Source organism: Metabacillus indicus (assembly GCF_046603695.1).
Taxonomy (GTDB): domain Bacteria; phylum Bacillota; class Bacilli; order Bacillales; family Bacillaceae; genus Bacillus_P; species Bacillus_P indicus.
In genome coordinates this window covers 1,856,586-1,881,264 of the sequence record NZ_CP176757.1, presented here as the reverse complement: position 1 = coordinate 1,881,264, position 24,679 = coordinate 1,856,586, and the positions used below count along the sequence as shown (strand labels likewise).

At 44.5% G+C, this 24,679-nt stretch carries 26 protein-coding genes; 1 reads left to right on the top strand and 25 read right to left on the bottom strand.

Annotation, left to right across the window (positions count from 1 at the left end; genetic code table 11):
• Positions 1 to 40: 40 nt before the first annotated feature.
• From fliE to ACK1LH_RS09305, 23 genes are all read right to left on the bottom strand, one after another.
• Positions 41 to 334 (bottom strand): flagellar hook-basal body complex protein FliE, encoded by a 294-nt coding sequence (fliE, locus tag ACK1LH_RS09415; RefSeq protein ID WP_029281339.1) that lies wholly within the window; start codon positions 332 to 334, stop codon positions 41 to 43.
• A gap of 8 nt (positions 335 to 342) precedes the next feature.
• The gene (flgC, locus tag ACK1LH_RS09410) at positions 343 to 792 is read right to left on the bottom strand and encodes a flagellar basal body rod protein FlgC (protein ID WP_029281341.1); all 450 of its coding nucleotides are present in this window, start codon (positions 790 to 792) and stop codon (positions 343 to 345) included.
• On the bottom strand, positions 792 to 1,184 hold the full coding sequence (gene flgB / locus ACK1LH_RS09405) for a flagellar basal body rod protein FlgB (RefSeq protein ID WP_029565598.1): 393 nt from the start codon (positions 1,182 to 1,184) through the stop codon (positions 792 to 794). Before flgB ends, flgC begins: the two co-directional genes overlap by 1 nt.
• Before the next feature lie 284 nt (positions 1,185 to 1,468).
• A complete protein-coding gene (codY, locus tag ACK1LH_RS09400) occupies positions 1,469 to 2,248 on the bottom strand; it encodes a GTP-sensing pleiotropic transcriptional regulator CodY (RefSeq protein WP_029281344.1) in 780 nt (259 codons plus the stop codon).
• 27 nt (positions 2,249 to 2,275) lie between these two features.
• Positions 2,276 to 3,676: an HslU--HslV peptidase ATPase subunit gene (gene hslU / locus ACK1LH_RS09395; RefSeq protein ID WP_029281346.1), complete on the bottom strand. Its 1,401-nt coding sequence runs from the start codon at positions 3,674 to 3,676 to the stop codon at positions 2,276 to 2,278.
• Positions 3,677 to 3,694: 18 nt separating this feature from the next.
• Positions 3,695 to 4,237, bottom strand: coding sequence for an ATP-dependent protease subunit HslV (gene hslV, locus ACK1LH_RS09390; RefSeq protein ID WP_029281348.1), 543 nt, complete (start codon positions 4,235 to 4,237; stop codon positions 3,695 to 3,697).
• 51 nt (positions 4,238 to 4,288) lie between these two features.
• Positions 4,289 to 5,197, bottom strand: coding sequence for a tyrosine recombinase XerC (gene xerC, locus ACK1LH_RS09385; RefSeq protein ID WP_411334985.1), 909 nt, complete (start codon positions 5,195 to 5,197; stop codon positions 4,289 to 4,291).
• A gap of 66 nt (positions 5,198 to 5,263) precedes the next feature.
• Positions 5,264 to 6,568, bottom strand: coding sequence for an FADH(2)-oxidizing methylenetetrahydrofolate--tRNA-(uracil(54)-C(5))-methyltransferase TrmFO (trmFO, locus tag ACK1LH_RS09380; protein WP_411334984.1), 1,305 nt, complete (start codon positions 6,566 to 6,568; stop codon positions 5,264 to 5,266).
• A 53-nt stretch (positions 6,569 to 6,621) separates the two neighbouring features.
• Positions 6,622 to 8,697: a type I DNA topoisomerase gene (topA, locus tag ACK1LH_RS09375; protein ID WP_411334983.1), complete on the bottom strand. Its 2,076-nt coding sequence runs from the start codon at positions 8,695 to 8,697 to the stop codon at positions 6,622 to 6,624.
• Positions 8,698 to 8,915: 218 nt separating this feature from the next.
• Positions 8,916 to 9,803, bottom strand: coding sequence for a DNA-processing protein DprA (gene dprA, locus ACK1LH_RS09370; protein WP_411334982.1), 888 nt, complete (start codon positions 9,801 to 9,803; stop codon positions 8,916 to 8,918).
• Positions 9,804 to 9,948: 145 nt separating this feature from the next.
• Positions 9,949 to 10,851, bottom strand: coding sequence for a succinate--CoA ligase subunit alpha (gene sucD, locus ACK1LH_RS09365; RefSeq protein ID WP_411334981.1), 903 nt, complete (start codon positions 10,849 to 10,851; stop codon positions 9,949 to 9,951).
• An 18-nt stretch (positions 10,852 to 10,869) separates the two neighbouring features.
• Positions 10,870 to 12,030, bottom strand: coding sequence for an ADP-forming succinate--CoA ligase subunit beta (gene sucC / locus ACK1LH_RS09360; protein ID WP_411334980.1), 1,161 nt, complete (start codon positions 12,028 to 12,030; stop codon positions 10,870 to 10,872).
• A 215-nt stretch (positions 12,031 to 12,245) separates the two neighbouring features.
• A complete protein-coding gene (locus ACK1LH_RS09355; RefSeq protein WP_411334979.1) occupies positions 12,246 to 13,031 on the bottom strand; it encodes a ribonuclease HII in 786 nt (261 codons plus the stop codon).
• A 254-nt stretch (positions 13,032 to 13,285) separates the two neighbouring features.
• Complete coding sequence (gene ylqF, locus ACK1LH_RS09350) at positions 13,286 to 14,158, bottom strand: ribosome biogenesis GTPase YlqF (protein ID WP_411334978.1); 873 nt, start codon at positions 14,156 to 14,158, stop codon at positions 13,286 to 13,288.
• Between the two features lie 22 nt (positions 14,159 to 14,180).
• Positions 14,181 to 14,714 carry a signal peptidase I gene (gene lepB / locus ACK1LH_RS09345; RefSeq protein ID WP_029281373.1) on the bottom strand — a complete coding sequence of 178 codons (534 nt, stop codon included), beginning with the start codon at positions 14,712 to 14,714 and terminating at the stop codon, positions 14,181 to 14,183.
• 144 nt (positions 14,715 to 14,858) lie between these two features.
• The gene (rplS, locus tag ACK1LH_RS09340) at positions 14,859 to 15,203 is read right to left on the bottom strand and encodes a 50S ribosomal protein L19 (RefSeq protein WP_029281375.1); all 345 of its coding nucleotides are present in this window, start codon (positions 15,201 to 15,203) and stop codon (positions 14,859 to 14,861) included.
• A 156-nt stretch (positions 15,204 to 15,359) separates the two neighbouring features.
• Complete coding sequence (gene trmD, locus ACK1LH_RS09335) at positions 15,360 to 16,088, bottom strand: tRNA (guanosine(37)-N1)-methyltransferase TrmD (RefSeq protein ID WP_029281377.1); 729 nt, start codon at positions 16,086 to 16,088, stop codon at positions 15,360 to 15,362.
• Positions 16,085 to 16,609, bottom strand: coding sequence for a ribosome maturation factor RimM (gene rimM / locus ACK1LH_RS09330; RefSeq protein WP_029281379.1), 525 nt, complete (start codon positions 16,607 to 16,609; stop codon positions 16,085 to 16,087). Before rimM ends, trmD begins: the two co-directional genes overlap by 4 nt.
• Before the next feature lie 10 nt (positions 16,610 to 16,619).
• Entirely contained in the window at positions 16,620 to 17,000 is a 381-nt protein-coding gene (locus ACK1LH_RS09325) for a YlqD family protein (RefSeq protein ID WP_029281381.1), read from the bottom strand.
• Between the two features lie 83 nt (positions 17,001 to 17,083).
• Positions 17,084 to 17,314, bottom strand: a complete 231-nt coding sequence (locus ACK1LH_RS09320; RefSeq protein WP_029281383.1) for a KH domain-containing protein — start codon at positions 17,312 to 17,314, stop codon at positions 17,084 to 17,086.
• Positions 17,315 to 17,325: 11 nt separating this feature from the next.
• Positions 17,326 to 17,598, bottom strand: coding sequence for a 30S ribosomal protein S16 (gene rpsP, locus ACK1LH_RS09315; RefSeq protein WP_029281384.1), 273 nt, complete (start codon positions 17,596 to 17,598; stop codon positions 17,326 to 17,328).
• A gap of 94 nt (positions 17,599 to 17,692) precedes the next feature.
• Positions 17,693 to 19,036, bottom strand: a complete 1,344-nt coding sequence (gene ffh, locus ACK1LH_RS09310; protein ID WP_029281386.1) for a signal recognition particle protein — start codon at positions 19,034 to 19,036, stop codon at positions 17,693 to 17,695.
• A 12-nt stretch (positions 19,037 to 19,048) separates the two neighbouring features.
• Entirely contained in the window at positions 19,049 to 19,381 is a 333-nt protein-coding gene (locus ACK1LH_RS09305) for a putative DNA-binding protein (protein WP_029281388.1), read from the bottom strand.
• 162 nt (positions 19,382 to 19,543) lie between these two features.
• On the opposite strand from ACK1LH_RS09305, the gene ACK1LH_RS09300 reads away from it, so the two are divergent.
• Positions 19,544 to 19,720: a hypothetical protein gene (locus ACK1LH_RS09300; protein ID WP_411334977.1), complete on the top strand. Its 177-nt coding sequence runs from the start codon at positions 19,544 to 19,546 to the stop codon at positions 19,718 to 19,720.
• 333 nt (positions 19,721 to 20,053) lie between these two features.
• On the opposite strand, the gene ftsY is transcribed toward ACK1LH_RS09300, so the two are convergent.
• Entirely contained in the window at positions 20,054 to 21,043 is a 990-nt protein-coding gene (gene ftsY / locus ACK1LH_RS09295) for a signal recognition particle-docking protein FtsY (protein ID WP_203290156.1), read from the bottom strand.
• Between the two features lie 15 nt (positions 21,044 to 21,058).
• Positions 21,059 to 24,625 (bottom strand): chromosome segregation protein SMC, encoded by a 3,567-nt coding sequence (gene smc / locus ACK1LH_RS09290; protein WP_411334976.1) that lies wholly within the window; start codon positions 24,623 to 24,625, stop codon positions 21,059 to 21,061.
• Between the last annotated feature and the right edge of the window lie 54 nt (positions 24,626 to 24,679).

Below are 24,679 nucleotides of genomic sequence, written 5' to 3'. Positions count from 1 at the left end.
TTGCGTGCAGCAGACCGGCTACATTGCTGGTTATGTATGATTAGATTTGCATTCTCATTGCTTCCTGATAGGCTTCAACAGCTTTGTTTCTGATTTCAATGGCTGTCAGCATGGCGACGCTTGCTTTTTCGGCTGTTATCATGACATCCTGCAGCTGCACATTTTTGCCCTCTGCAAGTGCTGCTGTCATTCCGTCTGATTTCACCTGCATCTCATTCACCTGATTGATTGACTGCTTAAGCATTTCAGAAAAGCCGGTTCCCTGCGACTGCTGCAGCTGAGCTGCAGGTGAAGCTGTTTGAAGCGGCTGAAGTGACGTAATGGCCTGTATCATTCGTTATCCTACTTTCCTAGCTGGAGTGTTTTCATCAGCATCTCTTTAGATGCATTAAAGACTGTGACGTTTGCTTCATATGACCGGGTGCTGCTGATCAGGTCGACCATTTCCTTAAGCGGGTCCACATTTGGCATCTGTACATAGCCCTGATCGTTTGCATCTGGATGTTCCGGATCAAAAACCAGTTTAAACGGACTTTGATCTTCTCTGATTCCGGAAACTTTAACTCCGTTCAGTGAATGGGTTTTCCCCTGCGCCTGATGAAGGTGAGCGAGAAAAGAACTTCCGTCCTGCTGCATAGCAACTGTTTTTCTGCGGTACGGCTGCCATTTTCCATCCACCAGCTCTGCCCTGGCAGTATCTATATTAGCCATATTGGATGAAATCACATCCATTCTGAGTCTCTGAGCCGTCAAGGCAGATGCTGTTGTATTGAGCTGACTGAATATACTCATTATCCGTTGCCTCCTTTAATGACGGTTTTAAGAGAGTTGAACTTGCTTCCAAGACGTTCAATAACCGCATTGTAATAGATTTGATTTTCAGCAAGTTCTGACATTTCTTTATCTATGTCGACATTGTTTCCGTTCGCCTGATAGGCAGATCCGGTTTTTTGTATCACATTATAGGCTTCATGACCCCTGCCAAAAGAAAGGTGGCGTGCATCTGTCCTGATCGCCTCAAACTTTGTCTGTTCTGAATCTAATGCCTCCTTAAAGCTGATTCCCTTCGCTTTATAACCAGGAGTATCGGTATTGGCTATATTGTGACTGATCATTTTTTGCTGGAGAGCTGTCCGATTGACTGCCTGTTCCAGAGAATGAATCGTTCCAGAAAAAAAATTCATTTTGTCCCCTCACAAAAGACTCATACCTTTCGAATGGTATATTGTCGAATTATGTTAAATGCATACTGCAATTGTAAGAAATAATAGGCTTAAAGTCTATGAAGGTTATGTAAAAAAAGGTCGGATTTTGTATCTATTTTAAAATAGGGTAATTATACCTAGTTAATTAACACTATTTAACAGAGAAGGCTCTTCGTATTAGGATTATGTTCACACGTAAATTTATATTTTTTTCCAAAACAAAAAAGCACTTCGCTGAGAAGTGCTTTTTTGTAAAGAATTTGTTAATTCGTTTTCAGTTTTTCAAGTTCAAGCAGGAACTTGTCATTAAGAACTTTAATGTAAGTTCCCTTCATTCCAAGGGAACGGGATTCAATAACCCCTGCACTTTCAAGTTTGCGCAGTGCATTTACAATAACAGATCTTGTGATTCCGACTCTGTCAGCAATTTTACTTGCAACCAGCAGTCCTTCGTTACCGTTCAGTTCTTCAAAGATATGTTCGATTGCTTCAAGCTCACTGTATGACAATGAGCTGATCGCCATTTGTACAACCGCTTTGCTTCTTGCTTCGTCCTCAATTTCCTCCGCTTTCTCGCGAAGAATTTCCATACCAACAACGGTTGCGCCGTATTCGGCAAGGATCAGGTCATCATCTTCAAACTGTTCCTGAAGTCTTGCAAGAATAAGCGTGCCAAGACGCTCTCCTCCGCCGATAATCGGAACAATAGTCGTTAAGCCATTCTTGAACAATTCACGGTTTTCAACAGGGAAAGCAGTGTATTCACTGAAAACATCAAGGTTTGATGATGTTTCGCTGATGTTGAAAAGATTTTTTGTGTATTCTTCAGGGAATTGACGGTCCTCAAGCATTTGAATCATACGCTCATTTTCAATCTGCTGATTGATGGCAAACCCTAAAAGTTTACCGCGGCGGCTGACCACGAAAATGTTTGCTTCAATAACGTCGCTCAGTGTTTCCGACATTTCTTTAAAGTTAACCGGTTTTCCGGCTGCCTTTTGAAGCATCGCGTTAATTTTTCTTGTTTTTTGCAATAAAGCCATTTGTTTGTTCCTCCTGGAAATATGTAATTATAAGATGAATTGACTTAAATCTTTGTTTTTAGCGATTTTGCTCAGTTTATCCTCAACGTATTGAGGGGTAATTGTAATTTTGTCCATTGTAATATCAGGCGCTTCAAATGAAAGATCTTCAAGGAGCCTCTCAAGAATTGTGTGAAGTCTTCTGGCACCAATGTTATCCGTGTCCTGGTTAACCTGAAATGCCACTTCTGCAATCTTACGAATAGCATCGTCAGAAAATTCAAGTTGTATACCTTCCGTTTCCAATAATGCTGTGTATTGCTTAAGAAGTGCGTTATCCGGTTCTGTCAGAATACGGACGAAATCTTCAACAGTCAGCTTTGTCAGCTCGACGCGGATTGGAAATCTGCCCTGAAGCTCAGGTATAAGGTCAGACGGTTTTGCTATATGGAATGCACCTGCTGCAATGAATAGGACATGATCTGTTTTCACAGAGCCGTACTTCGTCACAACAGTAGAACCTTCGACGATTGGAAGGATGTCGCGCTGTACACCTTCACGTGAGACATCTGCCGATCCTCCGCCCTGATTCTTTTTGGCAATTTTGTCGATTTCATCAATGAAAATAATGCCCATCTGCTCGGCACGCATCACAGCTTCCTGCGTAACGTCATCCATGTCAATCAGTTTCTGTGCTTCTTCAGCCGTCAGCACTTTTCTTGCTTCCCGGACAGTCAGCCTGCGCTTTTTCTTCTTTTTAGGCATAAAGCTGCTTAATGCATCCTGCATGTTCATACCCATTTGTTCCATACCCGAACCCTGAAGCATATCAAACATGGACGCATGCTGCTCTTCAACTTCAACCGTCACGTGATGATCTTCAAGCTCCCCAAGTGCAAGCTGGTGAGCCATTTTACGTCTTTTCTCTTCTGTTGACTGCTCTTCAGATGAATAGTCATCCTGCTCCTGGGTCTGTCCTTGAGCGCCGCCGAAAAGCATTTCAAGAGGGTTCTTATATGAAGTCTGCTTCTTTTTTCCCGGAACAAGAAGCTCGACAAGCCGTTTGTTGGCATTTTCTTCTGCAAGTGCTTTAACTTCATTCATTTTCTCTTCTTTTACGAGTCTCACAGATGTTTCGGCGAGGTCACGGACCATTGATTCGACATCACGCCCTACGTATCCGACTTCAGTGAATTTCGTCGCTTCCACTTTAATGAACGGAGCACCAGTAAGTTTGGCAATTCTTCTTGCGATCTCGGTTTTTCCGACACCCGTCGGCCCAATCATCAGAATATTTTTCGGAACAACTTCATCGCGGAGATTTTCAGACAGTCTGCTTCTGCGGTAGCGGTTTCTCAGTGCGACTGCTACAGCTTTTTTAGCGTCCTTTTGTCCAACGATATACTGATCCAGTTTTTCAACCGTTTGTCTTGGCGTTAATTCTTTCATTGATCAGGACTCCCCTCTTTATAGTTCTTCGACTATGATATTCAGGTTTGTATAAACACAGATTTCGCCTGCCATTTGCAGGGCAGCCTGGGCGATTTCTTTTGCTGTGAGTGTTTCCCCGGAGTAGCGTTTGAGCGCTCTTCCTGCCGAGAGGGCATAATTCCCTCCGGAACCGATGGCAAGAATGCCGTCATCCGGCTCAATAACCTCACCTGTTCCGGAAATGAGAAGCAAATCTTCCTCATTCATGACAATCAGCATAGCTTCAAGTTTTCTGAGGACTTTATCGCTTCTCCATTCTTTCGCAAGTTCAACAGCTGCACGCTGCAGATTTCCGTTGTATTCCTCAAGCTTGCCTTCAAACATTTCAAACAAGGTAAAGGCATCTGCTACAGATCCTGCAAAGCCGGCAATGACCTTGCCGTTGAAAAGCTTTCTTACTTTTTTGGCTGTATGCTTCATAACGACCGCATTTCCAAACGTCACCTGGCCGTCGCCTGCCATTGCACACTTGCCGTTATGCTGAACAGCAAAGATCGTTGTTGCGTGAAATTGAGACATCCTGCCACCTCCAACATCAATTTTATGTACTGCACTTTCCGGCATCAAGCTTTAAGCGCGCGGATGATGATTCATGTAGATCTTGCGCAGATGATCTTTCGACACATGCGTATAAACTTGTGTTGAGGACAGATGCGCATGACCCAAAAGCTCCTGAACACTCCGCATATCGGCTCCCTGATTTAGCAGATGAGTGGCAAACGTGTGCCTGAACATATGAGGAGTGATTTTCATCGTCAGAGAGGTTTTATGAATCAGCTCTTTCAAAATATGCCTCACGCCGGTCGCCGTAAGCGGACCTCCCCGCTGGTTGACAAACAGAAGCTCATGGTGCTCTGACTGTTTTCTTTTTTCCATCAGTGTTTTCCTGCCTGAACTTATGTACAATTCTACGGCATCCTGAGCAAAGCTTCCAAATGGAACATACCTCTGCTTGCCGCCTTTTCCATTTACGAGCACGGTGCCGATATGGAGATCAAGGTCAGACAATTTTATCATGCAGAGCTCGCTTACTCTTATACCCGTTCCGTAGAGCATTTCGAGAAGCGCCTGGTTTCTTTGGCCTGCAGGAGCTGAAAGGTCTGAATGTTCAAAGAGAAGCTGAAGCTCTTCCTCGAAGAGATATTGCGGCAGCCTGTGCTCTTTTTTAGGCAGAGAAACGCTTGAAAAAGGATTTTCATCAGTGAGCTTTTCGCGGTTCAAAAATCTGTAAAAGCTTCTGAGAGATGAAATCTTACGTGAAATCGTTTTTCTGGCAAAATTTTTTTGATGAAGCTGAGTTAAGTACAATCGTGTATCGGAATATGTAATAAGACGGAGATCAGTTAGTGACTGCTCCTGCATAAAGACAAAAAAATCTTCTATATCGGAAACATAATTCACAATTGTATATTGTGAATAGTTTTTCTCAATCTGTAAATATTCTACGAACAACTTTAAAGAATTCTTAACATTTTCCATCCATAACACCTCACAAGGGCTACTAAATGGTATCACACATTCAGCAGCCCTTGCAAATTATTTCTCTTATTTTTTCGAAATTTTTTGAATTGTTTCAAGCGCTCTATTTGCATACTTTTCGTAGCGCTCTTTCTTGTTGCGGATTCGTTCCGGAAGCTCTGCAAATATGCCGAAGTTTGCATTCATAGGCTGGAAATTATCCGGATTTGCCGTTGTAATATAGCGCGCCATGCTTCCCATTGCTGTTTCATGAGGAAGCACGAGCAGTTCTTCTCCAAGTACGTATTTAGCGGCATTGATGCCTGCTAAAAGTCCTGATGCAGCGGATTCTACATATCCCTCTACACCTGTCATCTGCCCTGCAAAAAACAGATCCTCGCGCTCTTTATACTGATACGTCGGCTTCAGCATTTTTGGAGAGTTGATGAATGTGTTGCGGTGCATAACGCCGTATCTGACAATCTCTGCATTTTCAAGACCAGGGATCAATTTAAGCACTTCTTTTTGAGGGCCCCACTTTAAATGTGTCTGAAAACCAACAATATTGTAAAGAGTGCCCGCAGCATCATCCTGTCTCAGCTGAACAACGGCATATGGACGTTTGCCTGTTTTCGGATCTTCAAGGCCCACCGGCTTCATTGGTCCGAAAAGCATCGTTTTTTTGCCGCGCTTTGCCATGACCTCAATCGGCATGCACCCTTCAAAGAAAATCTCTTTCTCGAATTCTTTCAGCGGAACTGTTTCCGCCTCGACAAGAGCATCGTAGAAATGGTCAAACTCCTCTTCTGTCATCGGACAGTTAAGGTAGGCTGCCTCTCCTTTGTCATACCGTGATTTCAGGTAGACTTTGTCCATATCGATGCTGTCTTTTTCAAGGATTGGAGCTGCTGCATCGTAGAAATACAGATATTCTTCGCCTGTCAGCTGCTTCAGCTGTTCAGAAAGTGCTTTTGATGTCAGCGGTCCTGTTGCAATAATAGTAGGGCCTGCAGGAATTTCCGTCACTTCATCTGTAATGACTGTCACGTTCGGGTGTCCTTTTACCCTCTCTGTTACGAGTCCGGCAAATTCATGTCTGTCTACAGCAAGTGCGCCCCCTGCCGGCACTGCGCAGTCGTCGGCAGATTTAATAATCACAGAATCAAACATTCTCATTTCTTCTTTCAGTACGCCAACTGCATTTGTCAGACCGTTTGCCCGCAGTGAATTGCTGCACACAAGCTCGGCGAATTTATCTGTATGATGGGCAGGCGTCTGCTTCACAGGTCTCATTTCGTAAAGATTGACGGAAATTCCGCGGCTCGCCAGCTGCCAGGCCGCTTCACTTCCGGCAAGGCCTGCTCCAATGACGTTTACTGTTTTTTCATTCATTTTGAACCCTCCAGCTTTAAGCAAATAAAGAAGGTGAGCAGGATCACTCACCTTTACTTTTGCTGCTCTTCTTTATAATCACAGTGCACACATTGAACCTGTATGCCTTTTTTGAGTTTTTTCTCAACTAGCATATTATCACACTTTGGACACGATCTTGCAATCGGTTTATCCCACGAAAGGAAATCACATTCAGGAAACTGGTCGCAGCCATAGAAAATGCGGCGTTTCTTCGACTTTCTTTCCACAATGTTTCCTTTCTCGCATTTCGGACATGGAACACCAATCTCTTTTACAATCGGCTTTGTGTTCCGGCAATCCGGGAAATTCGAACATGCCATGAACTTTCCGTACCTGCCCATTTTGAAGACCATTGGACTGCCGCATTCCTCACAGTCAATTCCTGCAGGCTCATCCTTAATCTCGATTTCTTCCATTTCATTTTCTGCCACTTCGATCCGTTTGGCAAAGTCTTTATAAAAATCGTCGATAATGTTGACCCATTGCACCTGGCCGTCTTCTATTTCATCCAGGCTGTTCTCCATCTTGGCGGTAAACTCGACATTAATGATTTCAGGGAAGAATTCCATGATCAGTTCAAGGACAATTTCACCGAGCTCCGTCGGAATAAACCGTTTATTATCCAGAGCTACATATCCGCGCTTTTGAATCGTATCAAGCGTCGGCGCATAGGTTGACGGACGTCCTATTCCCAGTTCTTCAAGCGTTTTAACAAGTCGGGCTTCTGTGTACCTTGGAGGAGGCTGAGTGAAATGCTGGGCCGGTTCAATGTCTTTTGAATAAACCGTATCTCCTGTTTGAAGATCAGGAAGCATGCGGTCTTTTTCCTCGACTCCGTCATCATTTCCTTCCACATACACCTTCATGAATCCCGGAAACTTCACTTTGCTTCCGTTTGCTCTGAACGTGACGTCATTATTTGTAAGATCCACGCTCATCGTATCAAGTACAGCCGGTGCCATCTGGCTTGAAACAAAGCGCTCCCAGATGAGTTTGTATAACCGGAGCTGATCGCGGCTTAAAAATTCTTTAAGCGATGCGGGATCTTTAAGCGTTGAAGTAGGACGGATCGCTTCATGCGCATCCTGCGTGTTTGCCTTTTTCTTAGCGGCTTTTTTTGCAGGATTGTTGTACTCGGCACCGTACTTTTGCTCGATGTATGACATGGCTTCCTGCTGGGCTGTTTCAGATATGCGGGTTGAATCTGTACGCATATATGTAATCAGACCGACGGTTCCTTCTTTTCCAAGGTCCATTCCTTCATAAAGCTGCTGGGCGATCATCATCGTCTTCTTAGCTCTGAAATTCAGTTTGCGGGCTGCTTCCTGCTGAAGAGTGGAAGTTGTAAACGGTACCGCAGGATTGCGCTTTCTTTCCTTCTTCGTCACATTTGTGACAGAGAATTCATTGCCGTTTAATTTTTTCTGAATTTCTTTTACATCATCTTCTGTATTCAGCTCTGTCTTTTTCCCGTTTATTCCGTAAAAAGCTCCCTCGAACTCGTCTTTCCCTTTGAGGAAATGGCTGCCGATTGTCCAGTACTCTTCCGGAATAAATGCTTTGATTTCTTTTTCGCGGTCTATGATCAGGCGGACTGCAACAGATTGAACTCTTCCTGCGCTCAGTCCTTTTTTCACTTTCTTCCAAAGAATAGGGCTGATTTTATAGCCGACAAGGCGGTCAAGTATCCTTCTTGCCTGCTGTGCATCTACGAGATCCATGTTAATCGGGCGGGGATGCTTAAAAGACTCCTTGATGGCATCTTTTGTAATTTCATTAAAGACAACCCTGCAGTCTGAAAGAACATCCACGTCCAGACTGTGTGCGAGGTGCCACGCAATGGCTTCCCCTTCACGGTCGGGGTCAGCTGCGAGATAAACTTTTTTTGCTTTTTTCGCTGCTGTTTTCAGTTCTTTCAAAACCGGGCCTTTACCCCTTATCGTAATGTACTTCGGTTCGAAATTCCCTTCAGTGTCAACGCCAATCTGACTTCTCGGCAGATCGCGGACATGCCCCATTGAAGCCTTCACCTTATATTTTTTCCCTAGATATCGTTCGATTGTCTTCGCTTTTGCAGGCGATTCAACAATCACTAAAAAATCCGACATACATCATCCTCCTAAAAGAGGTATTCTCTCTCTTTATTTTCATGTTTCATCATCAAGGTTTTTTTCACTATTGTCATTTTATATGTTCAAGGGACGATTCTGCCCAAAAGAGCCTGCGCTTATACCGGCCATAATCAAAATCTTGCTTAAACAGGTTAAATCTCCACTATTATTAAATATAGTGATGCGGTTTGTCAAACAGTATTTGGATTGATGGCTTAATTTTCAGCGCATGCAACCTGGACGGAAAGGTCATTCAGGACATCCAGTCCGTCTTCTGCCAGGTACGCTCCCTGCTTAATAAGCTGATTGGCGCCAGCAGATGCTGCATCAAAAATGGATCCCGGCACAGCAAACACCTGCCTGCCCTGATCGAGTGCGGTGTTTGCTGTAATAAGTGATCCGCTTTTAGATTTCGCCTGAATCACAACCGTTCCAAGACTCAGCCCGCTGATAATGCGGTTGCGCATTGGAAAGTGCCATTTTTGCGGTTTGGTGTCCGGAGGATGCTCTGAGAGAACTAATTGATTTTCAGTCATCTCTTTAAAAAGAGGCAGATTTTCTTTCGGATAGAAATGATGAAGTCCCCCTCCAATTACACCTATCGTTTGAGCCTGTCTCTCGATTGCTCTCTGGTGGGCCAGAGCATCTATTCCTTTTGCCAGGCCGCTGACGACAGTCCAGCCTGCAGAAATAAGGGGATCTGTCACTCGTTTTATAGAATGGGTGCCGTAATTTGTGGGGTTTCTTGTTCCGACAATGCTGATCATTTTTCCTGAAGAAAGCAGGGCTGTGTTTCCTTTGCAGAAGAGAATGGGAGGGGGATCATGGATTTCCTTCAAAAGGTGCGGATAGTTGTCATTGCAAAGTGATATGACTTTAATATTACTCGCTTTCAAGGCTGAAAAAGCAGCATCCGGATTAAAAGAATAGAAGTCAGTGAGGAAATGCGGCATTAGAGCATCTGACAGCCTGAAAGCCCGCTGCAGCTCGCTGCTGTTAAGAGAGTAGACGGAGATAGGAGGATCAAGTTTCAGCCACTTCAAGAGCGCCATATGGGTGATGCCTCTGCAGTGGGATAAATGGAGAAGTTCTTTCTCTTTCATGAGCATGTTAGTTCCCTTTCTACTATTATATATAGTTTTAATGATGAATGTTTTTGTCATGATTTGACGAATGGAGGAGTGGAAGAAGCATCGGGGGTACATGGTAAAGAAGGGAACAGCATGAACGCCGTTCCCAACAAATTTATTAATGTGTTTTGCACTTTTCAAGCAAGTTGTTTTCTTTAAGAGCTTCAATAAGTGTTTCACCCATAACAGAAGGTGTATCAGCAACTTTGATGCCGCACTCATTCATTGTTTTGATTTTTTCAGCGGCTGTGCCTTTTCCGCCTGAAATGATGGCACCGGCATGTCCCATGCGTTTGCCAGGAGGTGCAGTTTGTCCGCCGATAAAGCCCACTACAGGCTTTGTCATGTTTTCTTTGATCCAGAGGGCAGCTTCTTCTTCTGCTGTTCCTCCGATTTCGCCGATCATAATCACAGCATATGTGTCTTCATCTTCATTAAATGCTTTCAAAACATCGATGAAGTTTGTGCCGTTTACCGGGTCTCCGCCGATGCCGACCGCTGTAGACTGGCCGATTCCTGCCTGTGTAAGCTGATGTACCGCTTCATACGTTAATGTTCCTGAACGGGATACAACGCCAACGTGGCCTTTTGTATGAATGTAGCCTGGCATAATGCCGATTTTACACTCATCAGGCGTAATCACACCAGGGCAGTTTGGTCCGACAAGACGGGTTTTCTTGCCTTCCATGTACCGTTTCACTTTTACCATGTCAAGAACTGGAATATGCTCAGTGATGCAGATAGCAAGATCAAGTTCAGCATCAACCGCCTCCAAGATGGCATCTGCAGCAAACGGAGCCGGCACGTAGATAACAGAAGCCGTTGCGCCTGTTGCTTTTACCGCATCTTCCACGGTGTTAAAAACAGGAACTCCTTCAGCTTCAGTGTTTCCTTTACCAGGTGTAACCCCGCCTACAATATTCGTGCCGTATTCAAGCATCTGCTTTGTATGAAATAATGCCGTAGATCCTGTAATCCCCTGTACAATTACCTTAGTATCTTTGTTAATAAATACGCTCATTTCAGTCCCCCGCCTTTCTTACCCTACTAAAGATACGATTTTTTGTGCGCCGTCTGCCATAGATTCAGCAGAAGTGATATTCAAACCGGATTCGTTCAAGATTTGCTTGCCGATCTCTACATTTGTTCCTTCCAAACGGACAACTAGTGGAATTTGCAGGCCGACCTGTTTCGTCGCTTCAACTACACCCTGTGCAATGATGTCGCATTTCATAATTCCGCCGAAAATGTTGACGAAAATTCCTTTTACATTTTGATCGGAAAGGATGATTTTAAATGCTTCCGTTACTTTTTCAGCTGTCGCGCCGCCCCCAACGTCCAGGAAGTTCGCCGGTTCGCCGCCGTAATATTTAATAATATCCATTGTTGCCATAGCAAGGCCGGCGCCGTTTACCATACAGCCGATATTTCCATCAAGGGAAATATAGCTCAAGTCATATTTGGATGCTTCGATTTCTTTTGCATCTTCTTCGTCAAGATCGCGGTATTCAAGGATATCTTTTCTGCGGTAAAGAGCATTTGAATCAAAGTTCAATTTTGCATCAAGCGCCATTACTTTGCCGTCCCCTGTTACAACAAGCGGATTGATTTCAGCAATAGAGCAGTCTTTCTCAACAAATGCGTTGTACAGGCTCATCATAAATTTAACAGCCTGTCCGACTAATTCTTTTTGAATATTAATATTAAAAGCAATTCTGCGGGCCTGGTATGCCTGCAGTCCTACAGCAGGATCAATCACTTCTTTGAAAATTTTCTCAGGAGTCGCTTCTGCCACTTCCTCGATTTCTGTGCCGCCTTCTTCAGATGCCATCAGGACAACGCAAGATGTAGCGCGGTCAAGAACAAGGCCGATATAATATTCTTTCTTAATATCGCAGCCCTCTTCGATAAGTAAGCGTTTTACTTCTTTTCCTTCAGGACCTGTCTGGTGTGTCACCAGTGTCTTTCCGAGAATTTCTTTCGCATAAGTTTCTACTTCGCCAATATTCTTTGCAACTTTTACCCCGCCAGCTTTACCGCGGCCGCCTGCATGAATCTGTGCTTTAACTACTGTTACCTCTGTACCCAGTTCTTTTGCTGCTGCCACAGCTTCTTCAACTGTAAAGGCCACTTTGCCGTTTGGTACTGCTACTCCATATTTTCTAAGGATTTCTTTTCCTTGATACTCATGGATATTCATTTCCCATCCTCCTAACTTATGTACGAAAAAAATAGACTGCGCTTTCATTTTATAAAATAGTTGATTCCTTGTCTACTATTCTGCAGAAATTCGTCGAATCCTTCATTTTTTTCTGATATTTTCTCTAAAATTATTTTTCTAGTAATATAAAATTTTGTGATCATCCGGAAAAGTCTGTCCGCTCGTTCCTTGCGGTCAGACCGGACTTTTTCCTTTCAGCTGACCGTTTCTTCTGCAGCCATCTCTTTTACAGGAGAAAAACTTCTTCTGTGGCATTCTGTCACGCCGTACAAATTCAGAGCTTCAAGGTGCTGCTTTGTTCCGTACCCCATATTCTGCTCAAATCCGTATTGCGGATACTCGGCAGCAAGCTGCATCATCATCCTGTCCCTAGTTACTTTCGCAAGGACAGATGCCGCTGCAATGCTCACACTGCGTGCGTCTCCCTTAATCAGCGATTCCTGGGGAACGGGAAGGGAAAGCTCCATTGCATCAATGAGAAGGTACTCAGGGGCCACTGGGAGCTCTTTTACTGCCTGCACCATTGCCGCCTTTGTTGCCTGGTAGATATTCAGCCTGTCGATGTCAGCCGGCGATACAATTCCAACACCGAAAGCAACGGCCTCTTTAACGATGATTTCGTAAAAGGATTCTCTTTTGGCAGCCGTCAGTTTTTTTGAATCTGTCAGGCCGGGAAGGTAAAAGGATTCCGGCAGGATAACGGCAGCTGCGACAACCGGGCCTGCCAGTGGTCCTCGGCCAACTTCATCGATCCCGCAAAGAAGGTGATAGCCTTCTCCTCTTGCTTTCTTCTCAAAAATCATCATTTCTTCAAATTGCTGCTTTTTCTTAAGCTGCTGTTCATAGTCTCTCGCCCACTTGTCAGCAAGCTTTATCACGCTTTTTCGCTCATCGTTTCTGCACTGGTTTAAAAACGGATCATCAGGGCTGCTTATCGCAGCAAGCTTTAAGCGGATTTCTTCCGTTGTCAGCTTTTTCATAGTTTCACTGCCATTTCTCTATGTATTCTTAAATTGAATGATTGTTGTTGCAAGTTTTTCTCTGATACCCGTTCCCTTGCGCTCCAGTCACTTGCTTTCCGCGGGGAGCCCCGGGAGCCTCCTCGCTTCGCTTGCGGGGTCTCCCGTGTTCTCTTCATCCCGCAGGAGTCAAGTGCCTTCCGCTTCAGTCCACTGGTGTCTTATGATCATACATTCTGAAGCAGCATTAAACAGGCAAACAAAATAAAGACGCGCTATTGCAGCGTGTCTTCCTGGTGTATGTCTTCAGTTGTTTCGAAGCTCAGCCTGCCAAGCTTTTCCTGACGTATTTCCCTGACGATGAGTTCTGCAGCTTTATCGTAATCCACAAAGCCTCCGGACATCATGCATCCGCGTTTCTTTGCGACGGCATCAAACAGCTCGATACGGTCTTCAGGGATCACATCTAGGGCGAATCTTTCCTTAAGACGGTGCGAGTAATGGGCGCTTAAAAACTCAAGGGCAAAAAGAGCTACTTCCTGCAAGTTAAGAATGGCATCTTTAATCGCACCGGTCGTTGCAAGCTTTAATCCCACCAGCTGATCTTCAAACTTAGGCCAGAGAATTCCCGGAGTATCAAGCAGCTCCAGTTCTTTTCCGACTTTTACCCACTGCTGTGCAGTTGTAACACCGGGTCTGTCTCCGGTTTTAGCCATATTCTTTTTTGCCAGCCGGTTGATGAGGGTCGATTTTCCGACATTCGGAATTCCGATAATCAGTGCTCTTATGGCTCTTGGCCTCACGCCTTTTGCCGCGAGTTTATCAAACTTCTCTTTCAGCACTTCTTTTGACATCGTGACAATCTGCTTGATGCCTGTCCCTGTTTTGGCATCAATCGGGAGGGCGTGAATGCCCTGCTCTTTAAAATAGGCAAGCCATTCCTGCGTTGCTTTTGGATCTGCCATATCTGCTTTATTCAGCAGAACAATCCGCGGTTTGGCCGAGATGATTTCATCAATCATCGGATTTCTTGATGAAACCGGAATTCTTGCATCGACAAGCTCAAACACAATATCGATTAATTTTAGTTTTTCGGTAACCTGTCTTCTTGCTTTGGCCATATGGCCGGGAAACCATTGTATGTTCATTCTTACCACCTGCTCTTATTCCTTACTTGACAAAACGGATATCGTTCAGAGGCCAGTAAATCAGGCTTGTCTGACCCATTACCTCGTCTTTTGAAACCGGTCCGATATGTCGGCTGTCTTTGCTGTAGCGGCGGTTATCGCCCATAACAAAAAGCTGTCCTTCAGGGACCTTTTCCACTGTAAATGGCTCTGTAAGCGGTCCGTCTATCAGTGTGTTCTTGTATTCTTCAAGGTAAGGCTCTTCGTAGGCCCTTCCATTAATATAAAGTGTATCATCTTTGTATTCAATCCGGTCACCGGGAAGTCCTATGACTCTCTTGATGTAATCCTTCTCTTCTGTTGCGTGAAAGACAACGATGTCAAACCGCTCTGGATCACCAATTTTGTAGCCGATTTTGTTGACGATCATCCGGTCCTGATCATGAAGAGTAGGCATCATGGAAAGTCCGTCAACGACAATCGGGGCAAACAGGAAATAACGGATAACGGCTGCGAGTATTACGGCGATAGCAAGTGCTTTAATCCATTCAAACAACTCGCTTTTTTTTCGAGTCATGCTTTGAATTCACCTTCTCATACACTTTATTGTAGGCTGCTTGTTTGTTTATAGTATAGGATGACAGCTTTATTTGCAGTCATATTATTTTTTTAATGATGAAAAAAGGGCTTGTTCATAGTAAACAAGCCCTTTCTGGTGCAATTATCGAATTTCTTTAATACGAGCCGCTTTACCGCGTAGTTCGCGCAGGTAGTAAAGTTTCGCACGGCGTACTTTACCGCGACGGATTACTTCTAACTGTGCGATTTTCGGTGTGTGAACAGGGAATGTACGCTCAACGCCTACTCCGTAAGAAATCTTGCGAACTGTGAAAGTTTCGCTGATTCCGCCACCACGACGCTTAATGACAACACCTTCAAAAATCTGAATACGCTCGCGAGTTCCCTCAACAACTTTCACGTGTACACGGACAGTGTCTCCAGGACGGAACGCAGGAAGATCAGATCTTAATTGTTCTTTAGTGATATCTTCAATTAGTTTTTGCATCGTTTTCAACTCCTTCCAACAGATGTTCATTACAAACCATTTCATGCAGCGGAACACCGTTTTAGTGCGCGGCACCTATCAAGGAAAAAACCTTTATAGGCAACCAAATCACAAGAAACATCATATCATATTGCCCGGACGCATGCAATACTTCAATTATTGTTTTTTAAATTCATCTATCCACTTTTTCTGCTTATCTGACAAAGTGTATGTTTCAAGAAGATCCGGTCTTCTCTCATACGTTCTTCGGAGGGATTCTTTTTCCCGCCAATCTTCAATTTTGGCATGATTGCCTGATATCAGCACATCTGGCACCTTCAGTCCCCTGAAGTCAGAAGGCCTCGTGTAGTGAGGATGCTCAAGCAGGCCTGTGCTGAACGAATCAAGGACTGGAGAGTCTTCATTCCCAAGCACGTCAGGAAGAAGCCTGACGACACTGTCAGCGATCACCATGGAAGCAAGTTCCCCGCCCGTCAGAATAAAATCTCCAATTGAGATTTCATCTGTTACAAGGTGTTCTCTTATCCGCTCGTCATAGCCTTCATAATGTCCGCAGATGAAGACAAGATGATCTTCCTTTGCAAGCTCTTCTGCTTTCTTCTGGGAGTAGGTTTCACCCTGCGGACATACAAGGATTACTTTAGGGGCGGAGCTTTCCTGTTTAATCGCTTCAACCGCATCAAAAATCGGCTGCGGCTTTAAAACCATGCCCGCACCTCCGCCATACGGATAATCATCAACGGTTGCATGCTTGTGATCTGAGTACTCTCTGAAATTTGTCACATTAAACTGGACGGCGCCTTTTTCTTCCGCTTTTTTTAAAATGGAGTTTCCTATGACTCCGTGGAACATTTCAGGAAAAAGCGTTAAAAAGTCTATTTTCATTCTTCAATAAGTCCTTCCATCAATGAAATCACAATGCGCTTTTCTTCAGGATTAATTTCTTTAACCACATCATCAATAAACGGGATCAGCGCATCCTTCTTTCCTTTCCGCTTGATGATCCAAACATCATTTGCACCTGTTTCAAGAATTTCTTTAACGGTCCCTATTTCCGCGCCTTCATCCGTTAAAACGGTGCAGCCGATAATCTCGTGGAAATAATATTCGCCTTCTTCAAGATCTGCAAGCTGGCTTTCCGGCACTTTGATGACGGAATTTTTATATTTCTCGACATCATTAATGGAGGGATGATCTTCAAACGTAAGCAAATTGAACGTTTTATGGAACCGGTGAGATTTGACTGTTACCTCATCAGGTGCTGTTTGACCTTCTTTAAATAAGTAGAGAACATTTCCCGCCTTATAGCGTTCTTCCGGGAAATCAGTTGTCGAGAGTACCCTGACCTCTCCCTTTACTCCATGAGTATTGACGATTTTTCCTACATTAAACCATTTCTCTGCCATATGTTCACCTCTAGCGTATTTCGACGACAATGCCGTCTTTTATCACGATGGTTCTTTCTTTCATAAGCTCATCCCAGCGGTCGCCGACGTTAATATCGACAAGTGCGTTCATTTCTTTTTCTTTCATTTCGCTTCCGAGCGGGAGAGTTTCAAGCTGCTGCAGCTGAAAATCAGCTATTTTTATTTTGTCCATCCTCCTTGAGATCTCGCGCTGATACTGTTTTCTCATCTCTTCCGTCTGAATGGTTTTTTCTTTTTTCTTTAATTGAAAGGAAAGCTGATCAATCTCCCTTTCAAGCTGCTGTTTCGTTTGTTTGAATGTTTTCATGAGCTGCTCTTTGCTTGCTGCTGTCAGGATCTGTTTGACCGTTACCGTCTGGAAGATCTCCATCTTCATTCCTCCGTCAGCTTTTGTTGAGCCATTCTTCTCTTTTATTGTACAAAAAAAAGGAAGGCTGATCCTCCCTTTTTTTCTTAATCATTAATTTCAAGCTGAACTCTCTTTTTAGAGCTGGATCCTGCTGCATAAACAACAGTCCGAATCGCTTTCGCTATCCGTCCGTGCTTTCCGATTACCTTGCCGATATCATCTTGATGTAAGGTTAATTCGTAGACAATTTGATGTTCACGTTCATTTTCTACAACAGACACATCTTCAGGATGGTCAACAAGCGGCTTAACGATCGACTCGATTAACTCTATCATTGTAGCAGCCCTTATTTGCTGTGCTTAGCGTTATGGAATTTTTCCATAATGCCTTGGTTTGAGAACAAGTTGCGGACTGTGTCAGATGGTTTTGCACCATTTTGCATCCACTTAAGAGCAAGCTCTTCGTTGATCTCAACAATTGCAGGGTTTGCAACCGGGTTGTACGTTCCAACTGTTTCGATGAAACGTCCGTCACGAGGAGAACGAGAGTCTGCAACTACGATACGATAGAAAGGAGATTTATTAGCTCCCATGCGTTTTAAACGAATTTTTACTGCCATTTTAAATAGCACCTCCGAAAATATTTCAACAAGATAGTATGATATCAGTGAAAAACCACTTTGTAAAGTGTTTTTTCTTAACACCTAAAAATTGTTACATGAACGGAAACTTCATTCCGCCTTTTTTCTTGCCTTTTGACATGCTTGTCATCTGCTTCATCATCTTTTTCATGTCCTCAAACTGCTTAAGCAGGCGGTTTACTTCAGGCACGGTTGTCCCGCTTCCTTTGGCAATACGCTTGCGTCTGCCTGAGTTGATGATTTCAGGATGCTGCTTTTCTTCCTTCGTCATCGAACGGATGATGGCCTCAACAGAGCCGATCTGCTTTTCATCGACTTGGGCATTTTTCAGGCCTTTGATTTTATTTGCTCCCGGAAGCATGCCGAGGAGCTCATCAAGCGGTCCCATGCTGCGGACCTGGCCAAGCTGTTCAAGGAAATCGTCAAATGTAAACGAAGCGGTTCTCATTTTCTGCTCGAGTTCTTTCGCTTTCGTTTCATCTACGTTTGCCTGAGCCTTTTCAATAAGAGTCAGCACATCACCCATACCGAGAATACGGGAAGCCATGCGCTCCGGATGAAATGCCTCGATCGCATCCAGCTTCTCTCCAAGACCGACAAACTTGATTGGCGTCTGAGTGACAGAACGGATGGAAAGCGCCGCTCCGCCCCGCGTATCGCCGTCAAGCTTCGTCAGAACAACACCCGTAAGTCCAAGCTGCTCGTTGAAGCTTTGGGCAACATTGACAGCATCCTGACCTGTCATGGCATCTACCACAAGGAAGATCTCATCAGGTTTTGATAATTCTTTTACCTGCTTAAGCTCGTCCATTAAGGTCTCGTCAATGTGCAGGCGTCCCGCCGTATCAATCAGAACATAATCATGATGCTCTTTTTTGGCGTGTTCAATTGCCTGTTTGGCAATCTCAACAGGACTTACCTGATCCCCAAGTGAGAAAACAGGCATACTCAGCTGTTTCCCAAGCGTTTCAAGCTGCTTGATTGCTGCAGGACGGTAAATATCCGCTGCAACAAGCAATGGCTTGCGGTTATGCTTTTTGCGCAGAAGGTTGGCAAGCTTTCCGGTTGTCGTCGTTTTACCTGCCCCCTGCAGACCTACCATCATAATGACAGTCGGCGGCCGGTTAGCAACAGCAATCTTGCTCTGCTCCCCGCCCATTAATGCAGTCAGTTCTTCTTTAACAACTTTAATGACCTGCTGGCCGGGCGTAAGGCTTGTCATGACTTCCTGCCCGACAGACCGTTCGCTTACTTTTTTAACAAAATCTTTTACGACTTTGAAGTTAACGTCCGCTTCAAGCAATGCAAGACGCACTTCGCGCATCATTTCTTTAACATCAGACTCCGACACTTTGCCTTTGCCGCGGATTTTTGCGATTGTATTCTGCAGTCGGTCGGCTAATCCTTCAAATGCCATACATGCCGCCTCCTAATCTAATTTCTCAAGCGATTCAACAAGCGATAAAACCTGTCCGTTCCCGTCCAGATCCGCCACTGCTGTTTTCAGCTGTTGTATCAGCTGCTGCCGCTTTTGAAATTTTTCAAAAAGCAATAATTTTTCTTCATATTGTTCGAGCATCGCCTCAGTCCGTTTAATATTATCATAGACGGCCTGGCGGCTGATGTCATACTCTTCAGCAATTTCACCCAAGGAGTAATCATCCAGATAATAAAGCGACATATAGCTCTTTTGCTTTGGTGTTAACAACGATTGATAAAAATCAAACAAGTAATTCACTCTCGTTGTCTTTTCAAGCATCACTAAGCTTCTCTCCTTTGTTAAGGGAATTGCCTTTACAAGCATTAGTTTACATTTTCGTCACATGTATGTCAAGTTTTTTTCTTGACTGCCAGAAAAGCGGAATCAGCCGTTTAGCTCCGACAGACAAAAAAGAAATCCCCCGAAAAGTCCGGGTTTGACTTTTTGGGGGATTTTGTTCTGGCGGAGGAGCTGGCTGATGGAGCTGGACACCAGAAAAGCAGAATCGCCCCAGCATGTCTCGAAACTGAGCACCTGAATTTTATTTTACTTGCCATTTTAGAAGAAACACTTGAATTTCTTCTTACTTTACTTGAAAATCCAGATCCATTACTTGCTTAAATCCCGTGTTTACTTGAAATTTCCCGGCTATCTCCTAATTTAGAAGTGAGGAATACGGCATTCCTGCCAATTATTGTCCCTCTACTTGCTTTTGGGCATCTGATTCAACCTGTGCAGCTCTGCAGCTTCGTCCTAGTTCGCTAAACTCTTATTTATTTGCCATTATTTAATGAATACTTGAATAACTTCCTTTTTCACTTGAAAAACCAGCCACTTTACTTGCCAAAATCCCCTGTTAACTTGAAATTTCCCAGCTGTCTTCCAAAACAATCATCTTCATTGTTCCATAAAAAAACCGCCCCTCTTTCACAAAGGGAACGGCTTTCATTTATCCTACGCTTCTTCTACAAGATCCGCAAACAGGCCATAGACGTACTGTTCTGCGTCAAATTCCTGGAGGTCGTCCATTTTTTCCCCTAAGCCGACAAGTTTTACAGGGATGCTCAGCTCATTGCGGATGGCGAGGACGATGCCGCCTTTTGCCGTTCCGTCAAGCTTTGTGAGGACAATACCTGTGACATTTGTCGCCTGGGAGAACTGCTTTGCCTGTACCATGGCGTTTTGGCCAGTGGTCGCATCAAGAGCCAGAAGGACCTCATGCGGAGCACCGGGGATTTCGCGCTCGATGACACGTTTTACCTTTTCGAGTTCGTTCATGAGATTGACCTTGTTTTGAAGGCGTCCTGCTGTATCGCAGATCAGCACGTCCGTTTTTCTCGCTTTTGCCGCCTGAACAGCATCGAACATGACAGCTGCCGGATCTGAGCCTGCGGATTGCTTAATCACATCCACTCCCGCACGCTCTCCCCATACTTCCAGCTGCTCAATTGCGCCTGCACGGAAAGTATCTCCCGCTGCAAGGAGGACTGATTTGCCTTCCTGCTTCAGCCTGTGGGCAAGCTTGCCGATGGATGTTGTTTTGCCGACTCCGTTTACGCCGACAAACAAAATCACATTTAGGCGTCCTTCCTGTATGTTAAGCTTTGGAGACTCTTCATCTTCTCCTTCATAAATCTCAACAAGCTTCTCGGAAATCACTGATCTTACATCTTTTGAGTCCTGAATATTCCGCCGCTTTACTTCCATCTTCAGCTCATCTATCAGGTCCATCACTGTTGCTACGCCTACATCCGCGCCAATCAGTACTTCTTCAAGCTCTTCAAAAAACTCTTCATCTACTTTGCGGTAGCGGGCAACGAGATTATTGACGCGTTCAGAAAATGATACTCTCGTTTTCGCAAGCCCCTCTTTATACTTTTCCGGTGAAGCATCAGGCTCCTGCTGCTGTGTAAATTTATCTTTTAACTTTTTAAAGAAACTCACTTAAGCTTCATCCTCTCATCTTGATTCGGCAAATTCTTTCGTTTCCTCCAGGCGGACTGAAACCATCTTGGATACGCCTGATTCCTGCATCGTTACGCCGTAGAGTACATCTGCATCTTCCATTGTGCCTTTTCTGTGTGTAATCACAATAAACTGTGTATCCTGGCTGAATTTTTTAAGATACTGCGAAAATCTGTGTACATTGGCCTCATCAAGGGCTGCTTCGACTTCATCGAGCACACAGAACGGAACCGGCCTCACTTTTAAAATGGAGAACAGAAGGGCGATGGCCGTAAGAGCCCGCTCTCCGCCAGACAAGAGGCCCAGGTTCTGCAGTTTTTTTCCAGGTGGCTGAGCGACGATATCCACACCGGTGTTCAGCAGATCGTCCGGATTTGTAAGCCTGAGCTCCGCCCGGCCCCCTCCGAAAAGAGCCTGAAAAACACTTTCAAAGTGTGACCTGATTTGAGTAAAGGTCGTGTGGAATCTCTTCTTCATTTCTTCATCCATCTCACCGATTACCTGATGGAGTGTATCTTTGGCCTCCTGAAGATCGTTGCGCTGGTCTGTCAGGAAATGATAGCGTTCGGACACTCTCTCGTATTCATCGATGGCGCCAAGGTTGACAGTGCCCAGTTCTTCAATCGCAAGCTTGATCAGCTTGACCCGTTTTCTCGCTTCTGCAGCATCTGTCTGAAGCTCATACTTTTCTTTTGCCGCTTCAAACGAAAGAAGATACTCTTCGCGAAGATGATTGAGCCTGTTATCAAGCTCCACATCGTAACGGTTCAGCTTAACTTCCTCATCCTTCAGCAGCTCTGAAAGCTGTTTATACTGCCTGTTCAGTTCTTTGACTTCTTTTTCTGCTGTTTCAAGCTGATCCTGAAGCTTCAGGCGCTGACTTCTTCTAACAGAAATAAGTTCAATCGTTTTATTTTTATCTTCCCGCTTCTCTTGTGCTGTTTGCTCGAGTTTTTCTTCCCCGGAGAAATCAGAATTCATTTCATCCTGAAGAAATTCCAGGTCTTCCTTTGCCTCGCGGTATTTTTTCTGCTGCGCGAGCCATTCATGCTCTGTCCGTTCAGCAAGGTCGCGCTGATTTTCAAGCGCCTGTTTTTTGCCGGCAAGTACGACCTTTACGTCTGTTATGTCTGACTGAACTTCTTCCTTGGACATTTGCTGACTGGATTTTTTAGCGCTCAATTCAGCAATAAGCTGATCGAGCTCTCTTTTTTTGCTGTCATCCTTTTCAAGTCTCTCGGTCAGTTCTTCTTTGCGCTTTACCATTCTGGCCTTTTCTTCCTGATATGATTCTTTTTCGGCATCATAAAGAGAAAGATGGCTGTTCACATTCTTCTCCATCATTTCAAGTTCTTTCAGGTCTGACCTGACAGCCCCTGTATCCATACGGAGCTGTTCTCCTTTTTCCCTGAGAGATTCAAGGCTCTTTTCACCCTCTGAGATCGACAATTTCAGTGATTTGACCTCTTGTTCAAGCTGATTTGTCTTATCGGACATTTCGCTGAACTGTTTGTCGATCGTTTCCAGTTCGCGGCTTCTGCTGAGAAGAGAATTGTTCTTTTGCTTTACTGCGCCGCCTGTCATCGATCCGCCAGGATTAACAACATCTCCGCCGAGGGTCACAAACCTGAAACGGTAGTTTAAAAGACGCGCCAGTTCATTTGCCCCCTTGAGATCTTCTGTCACAATGACCGTTCCAAGGAGATTTAAAACAACTTTCCGGTAAACAGGATCATACTCAGTCAAATCAGAGGCAATCCCTTTAAATGCCGGATGGCTGCGCAGTGTCTGCAGATCCTGAGCAGATACGGTCCTTTCCTTCATAACAGTGAGCGGAAGAAATGTTGCCCGTCCAAATGCATGCTTCTTTAAGTACGCGATAGCGGTTCTTGCCGCCTGTTCGTTCTCTACGACAACATGCTGGGCAGCCCCGCCGAGAGCAATTTCAATGGCCGTTTCATAGAGTTTATCCGTTGAGATAAGCTCCGCAATGGCCCCGTGAATTCCTTCAAGGTCATTCCTGCGTTTCAGGATCTCCTTTACTCCCTGGAAGAACCCTGCATAATCTTCCTGCATCGATTCGAGCATTTCCTTGCGCGATTTCGTCTGCTGCAGATATTGATAAGCCTGGTAAAGAGCTGTTTCCCTCTTTTGGTAGGCTGCTTTTTTATGCTCAAGGCTTGTCTGGGCGGTTCTGAACGTCTTAATTTGCTCATCCAGGTCTGCTTCAAGAAGGGAAAGTCTCGCCTCAAGCTTTCGTTTTTTCTCTTCCGTTTCGCTTCTCTCGCTCAAATACTTTTGATTGGCTTCTTTCAGGCGGCCGGTCTTTCTTGCCTGCTGCTCAATCTGCTCATTTATGTATGTGATTTCATTTTTCGCCTGGGCTTCTGCATTTAATAGATCAAAGTATTCGCTTTTAAGCGATTCAATCTTTTCTTCCATGTTCTGATCAAAGGAGGACAGAAGAGACTGTTTCTGCTGAAGCTGTTCTTTAAGGTCTGCCACTTCAGACTGCAGAGCTTTAAGTGTTCGCGACTGTTCTTCTTTTTCCTTTTCGAGCGCATGGATGCGTTCTGATGCTTCTTTTACCGCATGCTGAAGCTGGGATTTGTTCTGGCTTGCGTTTTTTTTCCGTTCTTTCAGAACTTCTTTTCTGCCTTCCAGCTTTTCAAGGTCTTCACTTGCAAGAAGGAGCACCTGCTGAAGATCATTGATGGATTCATCAAGCGCGTGAGTCCGGTCTCTCACCTGTTCAATATCCGCTTCTTTTTTCTGAACGGCGGCATAGAGGCTGCTTTCTTTCAATTTCCCGTCTTCTACTGCTTTTGAAAGAGCTTCCCATTTTTGATGAAGTTCCTCAATTTCATAGACGGTCAAAGCTACTTCAAACTGCTCGAGTTCCTCTTTTTTCTCCAAATAGTCTTTCGCGATAGAAGCCTGGATTTTAAGAGGCTCTACCTGTCCTTCAAGCTCATGGAGAATATCCTGGACGCGGTTCAGGTTTTCCTGCGTTTCAGCCAATTTGTATTCGGCTTTTTTCTTTCTCGTTTTATATTTAAGTACGCCTGCTGCTTCTTCAAAGATGCTGCGGCGCTCTTCTGCTTTGCTGCTTAAAATTTCTTCTACTTTTCCCTGGCTTATGATTGAAAAAGCTTCTTTTCCGAGCCCGGAATCCATAAAAAGGTCGACAATATCCTTCAGACGGCAAGTCTGATTGTTTATTGAAAACTCACTTTCACCAGATCTGTACACTCTTCTCGTAACAGAAACCTCGTGATAGTCGATCGGCAAAAACTGATCCCCGTTATCAAGAGTCAGTGTGACTTCCGCCATGTTGACGCCTTTTCTTGAGTCGCTTCCGGCAAAAATGATATCTTCCATTTTCGTTCCGCGGAGAGATTTGGCCGACTGTTCTCCAAGCACCCATCTGATGGCATCCGTGATATTGCTTTTCCCGCTGCCGTTTGGTCCGACAACAGCTGTAACACCTTTTACAAAATCGACATTCACACGTTCAGCGAATGACTTAAATCCTACAATATCCAAACGTTTGAGGAACATTATGGATCCTCCCTACTATTCTATAAAATCATCCATATTCTATCATAATTTCTG